We start from the raw sequence: 17,156 nt of genomic DNA, 5'->3' as shown, positions 1-17,156 counted from the left end.
CACGAATTTTAAAGATAAGTTGAGGTGCAATGATGAGCGAAGAATTGAGAACAGAAGAAGTACAGACAAATGAAGAACCTGTTGAGACAATGGCTGATTACGAGGGACATTTTGATGATGCAAATCCCTGGAACAGAGTTCTTGACTACATGGAGAACAAGACAGTCCTGCCTGTTAAAGTAGAAGGGATCGTAAATGGCGGCGCTATCGCAATGGTCGAGGGCTTACGCGGATTCATCCCTGCATCCAAGCTTTCTCTTTCATATATTGAGGATTTGGAAACCTATTTATTGAAGGACATCGAAGTACGCGTCATTGATGTTGATCAGGCAAATAACCGTCTCGTTTTATCCGCCCGCGAGATTTTAAGGGAAAAAGAGAAAAAAGCACGTGAAGACCAGATCGCAAGCATTAAGATCGGTACTGTTATGGAAGGAACTGTTGAGACTCTGCAGAATTATGGGGCATTTATTAAACTCGAGAACGGACTGTCCGGCCTCGTGCATATCTCCCAGATCTCCCAGAAGCGCATCAAGACTCCGGGTGAAGTTCTGAAAACCGGCGACACTGTAAAGGTAAAAGTGATCGGGATTAAGGACGGCAAGATCAGCCTGAGTATGAAAGCACTCGAGGAATCTGCAGAAGAAGTTGTTGAAAAAGTAGAGATTCCTAAGAGCGAGAACATCGGAACAAACCTTGGTGACCTCTTTAAGAACATTAAGCTTTAGGATTTCCTTTTTGAAAGTTTCCGGAAAAAGCTATGAAATGAACAAACCCTTCAGACTGGAGCAGGATATATTTTTCCTGCCCGGACTGAAGGGTTTCATTATATGCTTTGTTCGGCTATCCTGCCATTTTTATAGTTTAATATCCTGCAGATATGGATTCTCGGCCTCATAGAATTTTTCTGCATCAACCGCTTCTGCAATCTTCATATCGATCGGCATCTTACCGAGTACAGGCATGTTCAGTTCCGCCGCAATCTCGTCTATGTGGCTCTCGCCGAATACTTTGATCTCTTTCCCGCAGTCAGGACATTTTACATAACTGTAGTTTTCCACCACGCCAAGCACAGGGATATTCATCTGTTTTGCCATGTTGTATGCTTTCTTCACGATCATCTGTACAAGGTCCTGAGGAGATGTTACAATGACAACCCCGTCTACCGGCAGTGACTGGAATACGGTTAACGGCACATCTCCGGTTCCCGGAGGCATGTCCACGAACAGATAATCAATGTCTCCCCACATAACGTCCGTCCAGAACTGTGTTACAACTCCTGCAATAACAGGCCCCCTCCAGATAACCGGGGTATCCTCATCCTCCAGCAGAAGGTTGACGGACATGATTCTGGTCTCATCCTTTGCGATACAAGGGAACATCCCCTCATCACTGCCCTTCGCCGTCTCATGCACACCATACATCTTTGGAATGGACGGTCCTGTAATGTCTGCATCCAGAATGCCGACGGTGTATCCTTTCTCACGCATCATTCTGGCCAGAGATGCGGTCACGAGTGATTTGCCTACGCCTCCCTTTCCACTGATAACGCCGATTACCTTTTTAATCTGTGAATATTTATTTGCCGGAACTCTGAAATCCTCCTTTTTGCTCTCACATGATCCTGCATGTGCGCAGCCTGCACAGGACTCTTCGCTGCAGCCATTGCTGTGTTCATCTGCCATATTGCTCTACCTTCTCTTTCTATAATAGTATCGTACTGCTTCAAAAAGCAAGCCTGCCTGTAACGGCAAGGCCCGCTTTTTGTATTATACCATAAATACTAAACTCGTGAAATACCTCGTTAAGTATTTAGGTATATGTCTTACTAAGCGTGATAAAACCACGCTAAGTGCGAGCATTATACCATAAATGCAATTTACTTAAAACCCCCGGAATGATTGCATACCCCTATACCAGTTTTTCTATGGCGCCGGACTGTATCGCTGTAATGTTTTGTGCAATGCGCTCTTTCGGCCAGTCCCACCATTTCAGCTCCAGAAGGGTCTTAATGGTACCTTCTGAAAACCGTTTTCTGATAGGCTTTGCCGGTATTCCGCCGACGATGGTATATGGTGCAACGTCTTTTGTCACAAGCGCACGACTGCCTATGACTGCGCCATCACCGATGGTAACCCCGGCCAGAATAACTGCCTCATAGCCGATCCACACATCATTTCCTATGACGATATCACCCTTGTTGTCCCAGGAATCTGCAACATTTTTCATGTCAAGCCCCCACTCCTCGAAGAAAAGTGGAAACGGATACGTAGACAGGGATGACATCCTGTGATTTGCACTGTTAAACAGGAACTTTGCTCCGCAGGCAATAGAACAGAACCTGCCGATCACAAGGTGGTCATGGTTGACCGGATAATGATACAGCACATTACTTTTTTCAAACAATACCGGGTCATTGACAAAATCATTATACATCGTATAATCGCCGACCATTATGTTTGGATCGCTGATTACGTTCTTTAAATAAACTGTCTGATTATCTCCCGTTCTGGGATATATTTGTTCCTCTGGAATAGTCATTTTAAGTCCTCCTCTTAATTGTTAACCACTTATTTCAACCATTCCAGCTAATGCAATGCAAAGCTTCACAAACGCTCACCTCTTTTTAATTTGATACAATATTTATCATAACATAGAGATGCTTTAAAGTAAACTTTCCCATCCGTCCTTCGTTTCTACAATTCATCCCGGGTGACGTCTTTCAGCCACTTGAAGCTTTTGTAGCGTATCCATGTGATCGGTACTTTAATCAACTCGTCGCACATCAATATCATGTATACAACCGGGACGCTGCATTTAAACACAAATGCGGCCAGCCATCCAAACAGGATAGAGCCTCCCCACATGGTAGAAACATCCATAATCAGGCCGAACCTCGTGTCCCCGCCTGAACGGAATGTTCCTACTACCATCGTTGTGTTGAATGATTGGGCAACTACGAAATAAGACATAATAAAGAACATGAATTTCAGATAGCCCTTAGCCTCCACAGACAGTGACAGCGCCGCCGCTGCGACCGGTGATGCCGCCAGAATCAGCACCCCGCCTAAAGCCCCCATAATGACGCTCAGCCAAAGAAACCTGTTGGCATATGCCTTTGCATGTTCAAATTTTTTCTCCCCTATTGTTTTACCTAAATAAATCGCGGTGGCGCTCGACAGGCCAAATGCCACAACAGTTGCCAGCTGTCTGGCCACCTGCGCGACAGAATTTGCAGCCACGGCCGCGCTTCCCATATGTCCTAAAATAGCCGTGTTCGCAGCCGTGCCAAGCCCCCACATCACCTCATTCATAACAACAGGCAGTGCATAACGCAGGAAATCCTGCACAAGTATTTTATCTGTCCTTAAAAAATAGTTTATCCGGAATTTTATGTCCTTATTAAAGAACCTGGCATATCCAAATACGAGTACCAGCTCCGTAATCCTTGCAATCAGCGTTCCAAGCGCCGCACCCTGAATTCCCATCGCCGGACAGCCCAGAAGGCCAAAAATAAAAATGGCATTCAGGACCACATTCACGATAAGCGAAATGAGGTAGACGACAGTTGCCACAACCACCCGCTCCACACTGCGCATCACATAAAGGTAAACCTGGGTAATCCCCATTATCACATATGAAAATGCTACAATCCTCAGGTATTGTATCCCCTGTGCTGTCACCTCCGGATCATTCGTAAATATCTTCATCAGCATCCCCGGAATCACAAGGGCCGCAATCATAAACACCGCAGTAACCACCACCGCCGCCTTCATTCCAAGAGCCAGTATCTTCTCAATCGTCTTCTTATCGCCCTTCCCCCAGTACTGTGCCGTCAGCACCGTTGCCCCGGACGTCAGGCCAAACAGAAAAAGAACCATGATGTACTGCACCTGCCCGGCCAGAGACGCCCCTGAAAGGGCCTTTTCCCCCACCTTGCCCAGCATAATAACATCCGCCGCAGTAACCCCCACATTTATCAGATTCTGCAGCGCCATCGGAATCACAAGGGCAAACACACTTTTATAAAACTTACCCCAGTCAATCCCCAGCTGATTCTCTATATGTATCCTGCCTTTCTCCACACTCATCTTCTTCGCCGCCCTCTCTTATACTTTATATTTTTCACCTGTCTGGAAAACATCTATCCACACACCGGCCTAACCTTAGAAAAGATGCCCTCCGCTGACGCAAAGAACATCTTAGTATAAAAATATTAGCATAAAATTCCAAAAAGGTACAGGGCAAACTTCAAATTGGTACACCACAAACCTTAATTTGGGACGTAGTAAACCTGAACTATATTACGTCCCTAATCTCTTTCTTTTTGATATTACCATTGCGATGCATAAGATTGCCGCTGCGAATACGAGTTGTATTCCGAATGCCTGCAGTATTTCTGTCCTGACGTTTCCGGTGATGCTTCCGTATTCGGCCAGCAGGTCGTTGCTTTTTACGTACCAATAGACTGGCAGGAACTGTGCGACTGTTTTTACGCCTTTCCCCAGTAATTCCAGTGGGACGAAGACGCCGCAGAGGAAGCCCATCCCAAGGGAGAGTATATTAACGATTCCGTTCAGTGCATTCGTGTTATTTGTAATCATTCCGACCATGTATGCGAGTGATAATGCCACCACCAGCATGATTAGGGAGTTTATGATGTAGTATGGAACGTTTTTGCTTTGCAGGAATTCTTTTCCATACAGGATTAGATTCCCGGCCATGCTGATTCCCCACAATACCAGGCCGAATACAGATGCCGCCAATAGTGCCTCCATATTTTGTCTGCGTGCGGAAACCGCACTTGCCTGCATTCTTTTCTGGATGTCTGGCTTATGAAAAGCGGACAGGATGTTTCCAAGGACATAACAGAGTATGCTCAACAGGAGATAAGGGATGTATTGAAAATAGTAACTGTATACCGGTGCCTCTCCTGCGTTTCCGTTACTGTCCAGCATTGTTACTGATGGTTCCTTTACCGCATTGACTGCTTTGACTGCCTCTCCAACTGTATACCCTGCTGCGTTGTATGTTTTCATGTTATTCAGAAAGCTGTTGATCTGCTGGTCTACATAGAAGCTTGTGTATGAACCCGGAATTTTGGTCACAGACAGTTTTTCATCGCCGTCCAGACATTTTTCCTCGAATCCGGCAGGAATCTTTACAATATATTCGATGTTCGAATAGAACATGTTTTCCTGTAATTCTTCTTTATTGTTCTCTGTCAATGTTACCTGATGGTACTTTTCAAGATACTGCATAAGCCCTTTTGCCATTTCTCCGCCATCTTCATCCACAAATGCTAGCTTTACGCTATGTGCTGTATAGCTGTCATTCATGGTTGATTTGACAGAACTTTGTATCATTAGAGTGATTCCGAAGAAAACCACCAGATAGAGAATGATGATGGCTGCATTTTGTTTTGTGATTTTCATATATCCTTTAAATATTGTCATAACGTTCCCTCCTGATCACTAAGAATGAGCCAATTGTCAGTACCGCAGACATTATGACCAGTGTCATCAGGCTGCGTCTGAACCGAAGTGGATCATCATAGACATTAATGCAGTAAAAGGCATCTGATATCAGTGCGGCCGGGTTGATCCGGTTTATGATCGGGCAGTTTCTTTCTACTACATCCTTCATCCCTGAATTCATCAGCCCTGCCAGGAAACTGCATACCATAGAAATCCCCAGCAATATGGCAATCTTGATTCCTTCTCCCCGTTTACTGGAACTGCTGATAAAGATTCCCATTGATACCCCGATCATGCAGCCGACAAAAGACACAAGCAGCATCTGCGGCATCTGCCCGTCAAATTCCAGTTTCAGTACAAACTTCAGGTACAATAGTAGTATTATTACATTAATGAAGTGAATCCCAAAAGAAGTCAGCATCTCTGAGAGAATCAGTTTCAGCTTATGGGTCGGTGTTACACATCTTCTTGCCGCCAGAGCGGTCAGGTTTGCCTGCAGGGTCAGTGCAGATCCAAAACCGATAAAACAGCCATACATACATGCCATCGCTATCAATGCATAGAAAAACTGTGCATTGCCATTTGTCGTCCTGCCGCCCAGAGATACCTGAGAAACTAATTCCTCGTAATTCTCCATCTGTTTTACAGCGTTCTGGATGCCTTCTGGATGACTTGCCGCAATATTTTCCATTGTCTGCCTTCCATTCTCATAGCTTTCCAGCAGGGACTGAAGAATACTCTCCTCCAGACCGACTCCCCTGACAGTAAGTGACGGCTCTTCACCGGCGTAAAAAATACCGGCTGCTTTCTTTTCTTCCAATGCTTTTTGTGCTTCTTTTTCATCCATTTTCTTTACTGTAATCAGTTTTGTATCGTCCGCCTCGATGCTCTTCAGAAACTCTGTAAATGCATCCGCCTCTGCGCTGTCTGCCTCTTCCACAATAACCGCTGGCACTGTTTCAAAATCTGCTTCTTCCATGCGCCCAAAGGCAAAGTAAAAAAACGTTGCCAGAACAAGAGGAAAAACCAGCGGCCAGAAAAGCATATTAAAATTATGCAGTTTTACTTTCACATCATATTTCATTAAATGCAGCATATCTTCCCTCCTAATCTCTCAGTTCTGTTCCTGTGATTTCCAGAAAAACATCGTTTAAAGTCGGCAGTTCTGAAAAAACTCTCCCGAAAGAGACTGCGTTTTCCTGCAGATAATTCAGAATGCGGATCAGGTTATGTTTTGCGCCCGTACATCTCACAGTCAATACCTGTTCATCGTACCGGACATCAAACACATGAGGCAGCTGTCTGATTTCCCTGATCTGTGCCTCTTCTATTGCAACGGCTTCTATTGTTACAGTCTCACCTGTTTTGATCATACTCTTGAGCTCTTCCTTAGTTCCCGATGCTATGCTCCTGCCGTGGTCCATGATCGCAATCCTTGTGCAAATTTGTTCCACCTCTTCCATATAATGGGATGTGTATATGATCGTCGAGCCCTGCCTGTTCAGTTCCTTAATCCCTTCCAGAATCCGGTTCCTGCTCTGCGGGTCCACCGCGACTGTCGGCTCATCCATAATAATCAGCCTCGGCCTGTGTGCGATTCCGCATGCAATGTTCAGCCGTCTTAAAAGGCCTCCTGAAAGCTTTTTCGGACGCATCTTTATATATTCTTCCAGTCCCACAAACTGGACGGCTTCCTCTACAAGTTTTTTCCGTTTCGCCTTCTCCTTCACATACAGCCCACAAAAATAATCAATGTTTTCATAGACTGTCAGCTCATCGAAAACCGCCACATTCTGAAGAACGATTCCGATCTGCTGCTTGATCTTGTAGCTGTCAGGCTTCATCTCTTCACCAAAAATCGTGACTTTTCCTTTGTCATATTTCAGCAGTGCCAGCATACAGCTGATCGCCGTCGTTTTTCCCGAACCGTTCGGACCAAGCAGCCCGAAAATTTCCCCTTCCTCTATTTCCAGATTCAAATGATCCAGCGCCACCAGATTTCCATATCGTTTTACGAGATTTTCTATCTTTATCATAACATTTCCTCCTTCATACATGCCTGTTTAAGACATTACCGTATACCTTCCTTTCATTCTATGTCTATACTATAATGGTTTTGGGTGAGATATGGTAGTGTCATCCGTCACTGCATATACATGACAAATGTCATAAAATATATGGAAACACCTAAATACTCAACGAGGTATTTCACGAGTTTAGTATTTATGGTATATTGCTCGCACTTAGCGTGGTTTTTTCACGCTTAGTAAGACATACACCTAAATACTTAACGAGGTATTTCACGAGTTTAGTATTTATGGTAAAATAGATGTAGATTATTTTTTTCTGAAACTTTAAATCACCTAAAAGGGAGCCTGCGATGAAATACATGAAAGATTCCGTGCTAATCCTGCTTTACTGCTTTTTTACACTATTTCACACCCGCCCGGACTTTTACTATGTCCTGGCTTTATTAGCAGCCCTGATCATATGCTGCATGGACTGTTTTATGGATTTAAATTTATACATCATCCCCATTTCCCTTGTATTTCTTTTGATAACATGGTTCTGCCCTGCCTTTCTCTATTTTTTCCCGGCCGTGGCCTATGTTCTTTTCCGCCGCAGGTGCTATATACCTCTTATCGCAGGGGCGGTGTTTTATGTATGGACTTTCCTCATTCATACAACGGATTATTTCCTATTCCTTCTCGGTGCATTCGGCATCCTCCTTGCTTTTCTGTTGGAGCGGCAGACTACAGGTTACAATCAGCTGGAAGACTTATACAAACATACTCGTGATGACAGCCGTGAATTAAACCTGCTCCTGACGGAGAAAAACCATACACTGCTGGAAAAACAGGATTATGAGATTTACACGGCAACCTTGAAGGAGCGCAACCGGATTGCCCGGGAAATCCACGACAATGTCGGTCATCTGCTCTCCCGCTCCATTCTGATGGTCGGTGCTATGAAGGCAGTGAATACGTCCCCGGGACTGTCAGAGCCTCTAAATACACTGGATTCTACTTTGAATTCTGCAATGGACAGTATCCGCAGCAGTGTGCATGACCTCCATGATGAGGCCATAAACTTAGAAGAGGCCACGCAAAGTCTCATAAATGATTTTACGTTTTGTCCCGTCAGCTTTGAATTTGATATGGGCAGAGATATTCCAAGAGAGATTAAGTTTAGTTTTATCAGCATAACAAAAGAAGCCCTCTCCAATGTCATGAAGCACAGCAGTGCCACGCAGGTCCATGTAACCATGCGGGAGCATCCGGCCCTCTACCAGCTCTGTATAGAAGATAACGGGACAGCCGGACCCATTTCGGATGAGGGGATCGGCCTGATCAATATGAAAGAACGGATTCATACCCTGAAAGGCAATATACAGATTAGAAATGACAAAGGGTTTAAAATATTTATTACTATACCAAAGGAGATTTCATAATGAATATATTAATAATAGATGATGACTGCCTTGTTGCAGGCGCCTTAAAGACGATTCTGGAAGCAGAAAAGGATTTTCATGTCCCTGCATGCGGGCATGACGGGACAGACGCCGTGTCCCTGTACCGGGAGCACAGGCCGGATGTCCTGCTTATGGATATCCGTATGAAAGAAATGAGCGGGCTGGATGCCTCGGCAGAGATACTGAAAGAATTCCCGGATGCGCGTATTCTCCTGCTTACCACCTTTTCTGATGACGAATATATTATCAAGTCATTAAAACTGGGAGCAAAGGGCTACCTTCTGAAACAGGATTATCAGAATATCGTCCCTGCAATCCGCGCTGTTTTCTCAGGCCAGACGGTATTCGGCAATGAAATTGTCTCCAAAATCCCATCCCTGCTCCAGCAGACGCCATCCTTTCACTACGAAGATTTTGACATCCATGACAGGGAACTGGAGATCATTGAGCTGATCGCAGAAGGACTGAGTAACAAAGAAATCGCTTCCCGCCTGTATTTAAGTGAAGGAACAGTCAGAAACTATTTGAGTTCCATACTTGATAAACTGGAACTGCGTGACAGAACCCAGGTTGCCGTATTCTATTACCAGCACAAAGCATAACCCGTCAACACCGCTCAAACGAAAAGGAGAGAATCTATTATGGCTGTACATACATCCGATATCACCCTCGTCCCTAATGACCAGCTCAAGCCTCTGGATACGATAGACGGCTTTCAGGTCCGCCCCGGCTTCTTCCACTCCTTCGGGGCCACTATCATCCCCGGCGGAGTCAGTTTCACTATCCAGTCCCACGGCGCTTCTTCCTGCGAACTGCTCCTCTTCCACCGCATGGCAGAGGAACCTTTTGCGGCCCTCAGGTTTCCTGATAACTACAGGATCGGATTCGTTTATTCTATGATCGTGTTTGGTCTGGATATCGAAGAATTTGAGTACGCCTTCCGTCTGGACGGCCCATATGACGAAAAAAAAGGACTGCGTTTTGACAAGACAAAGATTCTTCTTGACCCTTATGCAAGGGCCGTCACAGGGCAGAGCCGCTGGGGTGTCACGAACTGCTGTGAGCATGGCTACCGTGCCCGCGTCGTGAGAAATAATTTTGACTGGGGGCTGGAAAAACAGCCTCAGATTCCGATGGAGGACCTCGTCATCTATGAAGCCCATGTGCGTGGTTTTACACGGGATTCCTCCTCCGATGTCTGCTGTCCGGGAACCTTTCAGGGACTACGCGATAAGATTCCGTATCTGAAGGATCTGGGGATCAATGCGGTCGAACTGATGCCCGTCTTCGAATTCGATGAAATGAGAGATGCCCGTCTGATCGACAACAACCAGCTTCTGGACTACTGGGGGTATAACTCCGTCTGTTTCTTTGCCCCCAATACCAGTTATGCCTCTTCTATTGAGTACAATCAGGAAGGCCGTGAGTTAAAGCAGCTGATCAAGGCCCTCCATGACAACGGCATTGACGTCATACTGGACGTTGTATTCAATCACACTGCCGAGGGAAATGAATACGGCCCCAGTTTTTGCTTCAAAGGATTTGACAATAATATTTACTATATGCTCACCCCCGACGGATATTATTACAATTTCAGTGGCTGCGGCAACACACTGAACTGCAACCACCCGGTTGTCCAGCAGCTCATTCTGGACTGCCTGCGCTACTGGGTTACCGATTACCGCGTGGACGGGTTTCGTTTTGACCTCGCCTCCATACTCGGAAGAAACGAGGACGGTTCCCCGATGAACCAGCCGCCGCTTTTAAGAAGTCTGGCGTTTGACCCGATCCTCGGCACGGTAAAACTGATTGCGGAAGCATGGGATGCGGGGGGCCTCTATCAGGTCGGTTCTTTCCCCTCCTGGCGCCGCTGGGCAGAATGGAACGGAAAATACCGGGACGACATGAGAAGGTTCTTAAAAGGTGACGCCGGCCTAGCCGAAACCGCAGCCCAGCGTATCTTAGGTTCCCCTGACCTGTATGATCCGGCATCAAGGGGGTTAAGCGCCTCCGTCAATTTCCTGACATGCCACGACGGTTTTACTCTCAATGATTTGTATTCTTATAATGAAAAACATAATGAAGCCAATGGCTGGAACAACACGGACGGCTCCAATGACAACAACAGCTGGAACTGTGGTGTAGAAGGAGAAACCGACAACCCCGAGGTCCTGAAACTAAGAAAGCGTATGATGATGAACGCCTGTGCCGTCCTCATGACAAGCCGTGGAACCCCCATGTTCCTCTCTGGCGATGAATTCGGGGATACACGCTTCGGCAATAACAATCCTTACTGTCAGGACAACGAAATCTCCTGGCTGGACTGGACCCTGTTAGAAACAAACCGGGACCTCTTTGATTTCTTCCGGTACATGATTGCCTTCCGTCAAAAACACACCGTAATCCGCAAAGACCTTAAGCCGGCCCCGGGCGGGTTCCCATGCACCAGCATTCACGGCCTGACCCCGTGGCTCCCCGACTACACACCAGAGTCACGGACCATCTGCATCATGTATGCCGGATATGATCCGGAAAAACAAACAGAAGACATCGTTTACCTTGCCGTCAATCCTTACTGGAGGACACTCGAACTCACACTCCCCAGCCTCCCGGCCGGAAAATCCTGGCACATCGCAGTAAACACCGGCGACTCTGCCCACTTAACCTTTCCGGACGAAAACATGCCCGAAATAAAAAACACCGTACTGCTCGGCGGCCGCTCCGTCATCATCTTTACGGTACAGTAAAAGAAGAGGGGGTAAAATATTCTCCAGTAACTGGTGTGCAACTTCCGATTGAGCTAAACAGCTGGGGCGGGGGAAAGTATGCAGCCTGCTCACGGCTAGGTCGTTTCAGAATCCTTTTAACGAGCGAATAGAAGTTCTTATTGAAAAAGAGATGCTCAGAAGGGATGAAAATTGATTCTCCAAAATCAATTTTCAAGCCGGCCTAAGGCGGAAAAATATCTATTTTTCCGCTGCATGCCTGCTGTGCCCTTCTGAGCATCTCTTTTTCTATTAGAACTTCTTCGTTGAGTGGACTGGATTCTGAAACGACCTAGCCGTGAATAGGCTGCATACTTTCCCCCGTCCCAGCGTCCCCATTCAGCCAATCGAAGTTTCACTTCCTACTCATCGAATGCTTCTTTCATTTTATCCATAAACCCTTTTTTCTTCCCTTTTCCGGATTTCCCGCTGCTCTCGCCTGTGTCAAGATTCAGTGAATTTCCTGACAGCCTGTCGAATTCACGCAGCGCCTCTTTTGCTTCCGGGCTTAACTTCTCCGGTGTCTGGATGACCAGTGTTACATAATGGTCTCCACGTACCTGAGCGTTTCTCAGGGAAGGCACACCTTTTCCTTTCAGGCGCACTTTTGTATCTGTTTTTGTTCCTGCCTTTACGGTATAGATCACATCTCCGTCCACAGTCGGGATCTTTACATCCCCGCCCAGTGCCGCCTGTGCAAAGCTGATCGGCACGGTTGAGAAGATATGCATATCCTGTCTCTGGAAGATCGGGTGTCTCGATACGTTTACTTCCACGAGCAGGTCGCCCCTCGGGCCGCCGTTTGTTCCCGGCTCGCCTTTTTCACGGATTCTGACACTCTGTCCGTTGTCGATGCCTGCCGGAATGGAAACCTGGATTCTTTTCTTGCTGGATGTATATCCGGTACCTGAACAGGAAGAACATTTCTCTTTAATCACTTTTCCTGAACCACCGCAGTTCGGACAAGTCTGAACATTCTGTACAGTTCCGAAGAAGGACTGTGATGTATAAACTACCTGTCCCTTACCTCCGCACTTCGGACAGGTCTCCGGGGATGTGCCCGGCTTTGCGCCTGTTCCGTTACATGCTGTACATGGGTCTTTTAAAATGACCTCTAATTCTTTTTCACATCCGAAAACTGCTTCCTCAAATGTGATTCTTATACTTTTGCGTATATTCGCACCCTTCATCGGGCCATTATTTCCACGGCCGCCTCTTCTTCCGCCTCCGCCGAATAAATCCCCGAAGATATCTCCAAATATATCGCTGAAATCAGCACCGCTGAAGTCAAAACCACCGAAGCCTCCAGCTCCGCCGGCCCCGCCTTCAAATGCTGCGTGTCCAAACTGGTCATACTGGCGGCGTTTTTCAGGGTCGCTGAGCACTGCATACGCTTCAGATGCCTCTTTGAACTTCTTCTCGGCTTCGGCATCTCCCGGATTCATGTCCGGATGGTACTTTTTTGCTAAAACACGGTATGCTTTTTTGATTGCTGCATCATCAGCATCCCTGCCTATGCCAAGCACCTCGTAATAATCTCTTTTTGACTCTGCCATAACACTCTACCCTTTCATCTGTCTGATTATGATTTTGTACAAAGAAATTCTACGAAGCCGCTTCTTGCAGCTTCGTAGAACCCTTTTTCAAGAATAAACCTGTCTGTTACAGGCCTATTCCAGCGGACATTTAGACTTCTTTGTAATCTCCGTCTACTACGTCATCTCCTGTGAAACCTTCCGGTGCCGGACCTGCTTCCGGTGCCGGTCCCGGCTGTGGGCCTGCTCCTGCCGCACCAGCCTGCTCATACATCTTTGTGAACAGCTTCTGGGCGCTTTCCATCAGTTTCTCTTTCGCTGCCTTAATCTCTGCAACCTGAGCCTCTGTAGCATCTTCCGGACTGGATTTTGCAAGGATATCTTTCAATGCCTGGCAGTCTGCCTCCACTGCAGCTTTATCTGTTGCATCCAGCTTGTCACCAACCTCTTTGATTGCCTTCTCTGTCTGGAATACCATAGCATCTGCTTCGTTTCTTGTATCAATTGCTTCTTTACGCTTCTTATCCTGAGCTTCGAATTCAGCCGCTTCTTTTACAGCCTTGTCGATATCGCTGTCAGACATGTTGGAACCTGCTGTAATCGTGATGTGCTGCTCTTTGCCTGTTCCAAGGTCTTTTGCAGAAACATTAACAATACCGTTTGCATCAATATCGAATGTAACTTCGATCTGCGGGATTCCGCGTGGAGCCGGAGGAATTCCATCCAGTCTGAACTGGCCGAGTGATTTGTTGTCCCTTGCAAACTGTCTCTCACCCTGTACAACATTGATGTCTACAGCTGTCTGGTTGTCTGCTGCTGTAGAGAAGATCTGGCTCTTCTTTGTCGGGATTGTTGTATTTCTCTCAATCAGTCTTGTAGCAACTCCGCCCATTGTCTCAATAGACAGTGACAGTGGAGTAACGTCCAGAAGAAGGATATCGCCTGCGCCAGCATCTCCTGCTAACTTACCGCCCTGAACGGAAGCACCGAGTGCAACACATTCGTCCGGGTTAAGGGATTTACTAGGTTCTTTTCCTGTCAGGCGTTTTACTTCTTCCTGAACTGCAGGAATACGTGTGGATCCACCTACCAACAATACCTGGCCGAGTTCGGATGCTGCGATTCCTGCATCAGAAAGCGCACGTCTTACAGGTTCTGCTGTCTTCTCAACAAGATCATGAGTTAACTCATCAAATTTTGCTCTTGTCAGGTTCATATCGAAATGCTTCGGTCCCTCAGCTGTTGCTGTGATGAACGGAAGGTTGATGTTTGTTGTTGTTGCGGATGAAAGCTCTTTCTTTGCTTTCTCAGCTGCTTCTTTCAGTCTCTGGAGAGCCATCTTGTCACCTGACAGGTCAACACCCTCTTTTGCCTTGAAATCTGCAAGCATGTAGTCTGTAATCTTCTGGTCAAAGTCATCTCCACCAAGTCTGTTGTTTCCGGCTGTGGATAATACTTCGATGACTCCGTCACCGATCTCGATAATAGATACGTCGAATGTACCGCCTCCGAGGTCATATACCATGATCTTCTGCTCTTTTTCGTTGTCCAGACCATATGCCAGAGCTGCTGCTGTAGGCTCGTTGATGATTCGTTTTACATCCAGACCTGCAATCTTACCTGCATCTTTTGTAGCCTGACGCTGTGCATCGTTGAAATATGCAGGAACAGTGATTACTGCCTCTGTTACTTTCTCTCCCAGATATCCTTCTGCATCTGCTTTTAATTTCTGAAGGATCATAGCGGAAATCTCCTGCGGAGAATACTTCTTGTCATCAATCGTTACTTTATAATCTGTACCCATCTCTCTTTTAATAGAAGAGATTGTCTTGTCTGCATTTGTAACTGCCTGACGTTTTGCAGGCTCACCTACCAGACGTTCTCCCGTCTTTGTAAATGCTACTACTGACGGTGTTGTCCTTGCTCCTTCTGTATTAGCGATAACGGTTGGCTGTCCACCTTCCATAACAGCTACACAGCTGTTTGTTGTACCTAAGTCAATACCAATTATTTTGCCCATAATCAAATCCTCCTGAATTATTCATTAAATTAATTTGCAACTTTTACCATACTATGTCTCACTACACTTTCACGGTATGTGTAGCCCTTCTGGAATTCTTCGGCCACCGTGTTCTCTCCGAATTCTTCATCCTCAACATGCATCACAGCGTTGTGGTAATCCGGGTTGAACTCATTTCCGACCGCCTCGATCGGCTTTACACCAATCTCTTCCAGTGTAGTCATCAGCTGTTTATAAATCTTCTCCATTCCTTCCGCAAAAGGATTGGCCTTGTCTTCCTCTGGCACAGCTGCCAGGCCGCGTTCAAAATTATCAACGACCGGAAGAATCTTTTCTATGATATCTTTCGCACCTATCTCATACATCTGGGATTTCTCCTTTTCTGTACGTTTGCGGAAGTTATCAAACTCAGCCATCTGACGAGTGAGCCGGTCAGTCAGCTCTTCAATCTTCTCGTCTTTTTTATCTTTCTTATTCTTTCTGCCAAACAGTTTCTTTTCTTTGCCGGATTTTTCTTTATCATCATCCGCTGCTTCTTCCTCAGCCGCAGGTTCTTCTGCGTCCTCTGATGCATCTGCTTCGTCATCCTCTGAAGCGTCTTCCATTTCTTCGGCCTCTTCTGTCTGTTCTTCGGCCTCAGACTGTTCGTCCGTCCGGGCTGCCTGTTCCTCAGCCTCTTTCGCGGCCTTTGCTTTCGCCTCTTCCACCGCTTCTTTTATCATATCTTCTTTGCTCATATTTTCTTCCACCAGCTATTCACCTTCCTATTCTTTTGGATCTTTGTAATAAATTGCATCCAACTCGTTCTGCAGAGTCTTCAGCGTCTTCATGACATGTTCATAATCCATACGTTTTGGACCGATGATACCGATCGTACCCTTCATGCCCTCGCCCAATTCGTAGGTCGCTGTCACAACACTGCAGTCCTTCATGGTCTTCACCGGTGCTTCATCTCCGATGTATACCTGAATTCCATGACTGTCTTCACTGGCAAGGGTCTCTGTAACAAGTTCCGCCAGCTGCTGCTTTTCTTCAAATGCACTGATAATCTCCTGTGCACTCTCTTTATCACTCAGTTCCGGATACTTAAAAATGTTGGTAGCCCCGCTCGTGTAGATCTCCATATCTTCGTCCACATGTATGACTTCCGCTACCGCATCCAGAACATCGCTGATGACCTGGCTGTGAATACCTGCCTGCTCTTTCAGCTTTGCGATCAGCCCCAGGTTGATCTCTTCTATAGACATTCCATTCAATGTCGTGTTCAGCAGCATATTCAGCTTAAACAAATGTTCATTACTTAAGGTTTCACCGACTTCGATGATCTTATTCTTGATGACATTCCCGTTCATCACGATCACAGCTACAATCTGTTCCTCATCCACCTGTGAAAGCTGGATGAACTTCAGCTTATTCCGGCTGTTAACCGGTGCGGATACCATCGTTGCATAGTTCGTATTCGCCGCCAGAACCTTCGCCGCCTGCTTCAGAACTTTATCTACCTTATCCGTCTTCTCTAGCATCACATTGCGAAGCTCCAGAATCTCCTGCTCCTTCTCTTCCATCAGCATATCCACATAAAAGCGGTATCCTTTATCAGAAGGAATACGTCCTGCGGACGTGTGGGGCTGGAAAATATATCCCAGATCCTCCAGGTCTGCCATCTCATTACGGATCGTAGCTGAACTTAAATTCAAGTCCGTGTATTTGGAAAGAGTTCTTGAACCAACCGGCTCTCCTGTCTCCAGATAGTTCTGAATGATCGCTTTTAAAATAACCATCTTTCTCTCACTCAGTTCTGTGATTCCTGCCATAGGCCCTCCTTTCCACCGCAGAGTACTGTTTTCTCTGCTTATTAGCACTCTTTAGTTTTGAGTGCTAACACCT

At 46.3% G+C, this 17,156-nt stretch carries 14 protein-coding genes; 4 read left to right on the top strand and 10 right to left on the bottom strand.

Annotated elements, in window-relative coordinates:
- The first annotated feature begins 32 nt into the window (after nt 1-32).
- Nucleotides 33-728, top strand: a complete 696-nt coding sequence (locus ABIN22_RS09100; protein WP_346908177.1) for a S1 RNA-binding domain-containing protein — start codon at nt 33-35, stop codon at nt 726-728.
- A gap of 129 nt (nt 729-857) precedes the next feature.
- On the opposite strand, the gene ABIN22_RS09095 is transcribed toward ABIN22_RS09100, so the two are convergent.
- The 6 genes from ABIN22_RS09095 to ABIN22_RS09070 all read right to left on the bottom strand — a co-directional run bounded on the left by ABIN22_RS09095 (nt 858) and on the right by ABIN22_RS09070 (nt 7,513).
- Nucleotides 858-1,685 carry a P-loop NTPase gene (locus ABIN22_RS09095; RefSeq protein WP_346908074.1) on the bottom strand — a complete coding sequence of 276 codons (828 nt, stop codon included), beginning with the start codon at nt 1,683-1,685 and terminating at the stop codon, nt 858-860.
- Nucleotides 1,686-1,911: 226 nt separating this feature from the next.
- Complete coding sequence (locus tag ABIN22_RS09090) at nt 1,912-2,541, bottom strand: CatB-related O-acetyltransferase (protein ID WP_118620279.1); 630 nt, start codon at nt 2,539-2,541, stop codon at nt 1,912-1,914.
- 155 nt (nt 2,542-2,696) lie between these two features.
- Nucleotides 2,697-4,091 (bottom strand): MATE family efflux transporter, encoded by a 1,395-nt coding sequence (locus ABIN22_RS09085; RefSeq protein WP_118620278.1) that lies wholly within the window; start codon nt 4,089-4,091, stop codon nt 2,697-2,699.
- 213 nt (nt 4,092-4,304) lie between these two features.
- Nucleotides 4,305-5,456 (bottom strand): ABC transporter permease, encoded by a 1,152-nt coding sequence (locus ABIN22_RS09080; protein WP_346908071.1) that lies wholly within the window; start codon nt 5,454-5,456, stop codon nt 4,305-4,307.
- Nucleotides 5,443-6,573 carry an ABC transporter permease gene (locus tag ABIN22_RS09075; RefSeq protein WP_346908069.1) on the bottom strand — a complete coding sequence of 377 codons (1,131 nt, stop codon included), beginning with the start codon at nt 6,571-6,573 and terminating at the stop codon, nt 5,443-5,445. The genes ABIN22_RS09080 and ABIN22_RS09075 overlap by 14 nt, the downstream gene beginning before the upstream one ends.
- A 10-nt stretch (nt 6,574-6,583) precedes the next feature.
- A complete protein-coding gene (locus tag ABIN22_RS09070) occupies nt 6,584-7,513 on the bottom strand; it encodes an ABC transporter ATP-binding protein (protein ID WP_109733114.1) in 930 nt (309 codons plus the stop codon).
- A 473-nt stretch (nt 7,514-7,986) separates the two neighbouring features.
- On the opposite strand from ABIN22_RS09070, the gene ABIN22_RS09065 reads away from it, so the two are divergent.
- Genes ABIN22_RS09065 through glgX form a run of 3 tightly spaced genes read left to right on the top strand, consistent with a single transcriptional unit; the run spans nt 7,987 to nt 11,696 of the window.
- A complete protein-coding gene (locus tag ABIN22_RS09065; protein WP_346908067.1) occupies nt 7,987-8,928 on the top strand; it encodes a sensor histidine kinase in 942 nt (313 codons plus the stop codon).
- Nucleotides 8,928-9,551 (top strand): response regulator, encoded by a 624-nt coding sequence (locus ABIN22_RS09060; RefSeq protein WP_118622579.1) that lies wholly within the window; start codon nt 8,928-8,930, stop codon nt 9,549-9,551. Before ABIN22_RS09065 ends, ABIN22_RS09060 begins: the two co-directional genes overlap by 1 nt.
- A gap of 39 nt (nt 9,552-9,590) precedes the next feature.
- On the top strand, nt 9,591-11,696 hold the full coding sequence (gene glgX, locus ABIN22_RS09055) for a glycogen debranching protein GlgX (protein ID WP_346908065.1): 2,106 nt from the start codon (nt 9,591-9,593) through the stop codon (nt 11,694-11,696).
- 380 nt (nt 11,697-12,076) lie between these two features.
- Here glgX and dnaJ read toward each other — a convergent pair whose 3' ends face one another.
- The 4 genes from dnaJ to hrcA form a co-directional block, all read right to left on the bottom strand.
- Complete coding sequence (gene dnaJ / locus ABIN22_RS09050; protein ID WP_109733110.1) at nt 12,077-13,270, bottom strand: molecular chaperone DnaJ; 1,194 nt, start codon at nt 13,268-13,270, stop codon at nt 12,077-12,079.
- 130 nt (nt 13,271-13,400) lie between these two features.
- The gene (gene dnaK / locus ABIN22_RS09045; RefSeq protein WP_109733109.1) at nt 13,401-15,269 is read right to left on the bottom strand and encodes a molecular chaperone DnaK; all 1,869 of its coding nucleotides are present in this window, start codon (nt 15,267-15,269) and stop codon (nt 13,401-13,403) included.
- A gap of 29 nt (nt 15,270-15,298) precedes the next feature.
- Complete coding sequence (gene grpE / locus ABIN22_RS09040; protein ID WP_109733212.1) at nt 15,299-16,006, bottom strand: nucleotide exchange factor GrpE; 708 nt, start codon at nt 16,004-16,006, stop codon at nt 15,299-15,301.
- Nucleotides 16,007-16,033: 27 nt separating this feature from the next.
- Nucleotides 16,034-17,083, bottom strand: coding sequence for a heat-inducible transcriptional repressor HrcA (gene hrcA / locus ABIN22_RS09035; RefSeq protein WP_109733108.1), 1,050 nt, complete (start codon nt 17,081-17,083; stop codon nt 16,034-16,036).
- Between the last annotated feature and the right edge of the window lie 73 nt (nt 17,084-17,156).

It is taken from the genome of Faecalicatena orotica (genome assembly GCF_905197545.1).
Taxonomy (GTDB): domain Bacteria; phylum Bacillota; class Clostridia; order Lachnospirales; family Lachnospiraceae; genus Faecalicatena_A; species Faecalicatena_A orotica.
This window is presented reverse-complemented; position numbering and strand designations above follow the sequence as displayed.

Excerpts from the sequence above, each read along its gene's own strand:
- ABIN22_RS09085 (WP_118620278.1), bottom strand. The coding sequence starts at position 4,091 with ATGAGTGTGGAGAAAGGCAGGATACATATAGAGAATCAGCTGGGGATT.
- grpE (WP_109733212.1), bottom strand. The coding sequence starts at position 16,006 with ATGAGCAAAGAAGATATGATAAAAGAAGCGGTGGAAGAGGCGAAAGCA.
- ABIN22_RS09070 (WP_109733114.1), bottom strand. The coding sequence starts at position 7,513 with ATGATAAAGATAGAAAATCTCGTAAAACGATATGGAAATCTGGTGGCG.
- ABIN22_RS09075 (WP_346908069.1), bottom strand. The coding sequence starts at position 6,573 with ATGCTGCATTTAATGAAATATGATGTGAAAGTAAAACTGCATAATTTT.
- ABIN22_RS09080 (WP_346908071.1), bottom strand. The coding sequence starts at position 5,456 with ATGACAATATTTAAAGGATATATGAAAATCACAAAACAAAATGCAGCC.
- dnaK (WP_109733109.1), bottom strand. The coding sequence starts at position 15,269 with ATGGGCAAAATAATTGGTATTGACTTAGGTACAACAAACAGCTGTGTA.
- ABIN22_RS09060 (WP_118622579.1), top strand. The coding sequence starts at position 8,928 with ATGAATATATTAATAATAGATGATGACTGCCTTGTTGCAGGCGCCTTA.
- ABIN22_RS09065 (WP_346908067.1), top strand. The coding sequence starts at position 7,987 with ATGGATTTAAATTTATACATCATCCCCATTTCCCTTGTATTTCTTTTG.
- ABIN22_RS09095 (WP_346908074.1), bottom strand. The coding sequence starts at position 1,685 with ATGGCAGATGAACACAGCAATGGCTGCAGCGAAGAGTCCTGTGCAGGC.
- dnaJ (WP_109733110.1), bottom strand. The coding sequence starts at position 13,270 with ATGGCAGAGTCAAAAAGAGATTATTACGAGGTGCTTGGCATAGGCAGG.
- ABIN22_RS09100 (WP_346908177.1), top strand. The coding sequence starts at position 33 with ATGAGCGAAGAATTGAGAACAGAAGAAGTACAGACAAATGAAGAACCT.
- ABIN22_RS09090 (WP_118620279.1), bottom strand. The coding sequence starts at position 2,541 with ATGACTATTCCAGAGGAACAAATATATCCCAGAACGGGAGATAATCAG.
- glgX (WP_346908065.1), top strand. The coding sequence starts at position 9,591 with ATGGCTGTACATACATCCGATATCACCCTCGTCCCTAATGACCAGCTC.
- hrcA (WP_109733108.1), bottom strand. The coding sequence starts at position 17,083 with ATGGCAGGAATCACAGAACTGAGTGAGAGAAAGATGGTTATTTTAAAA.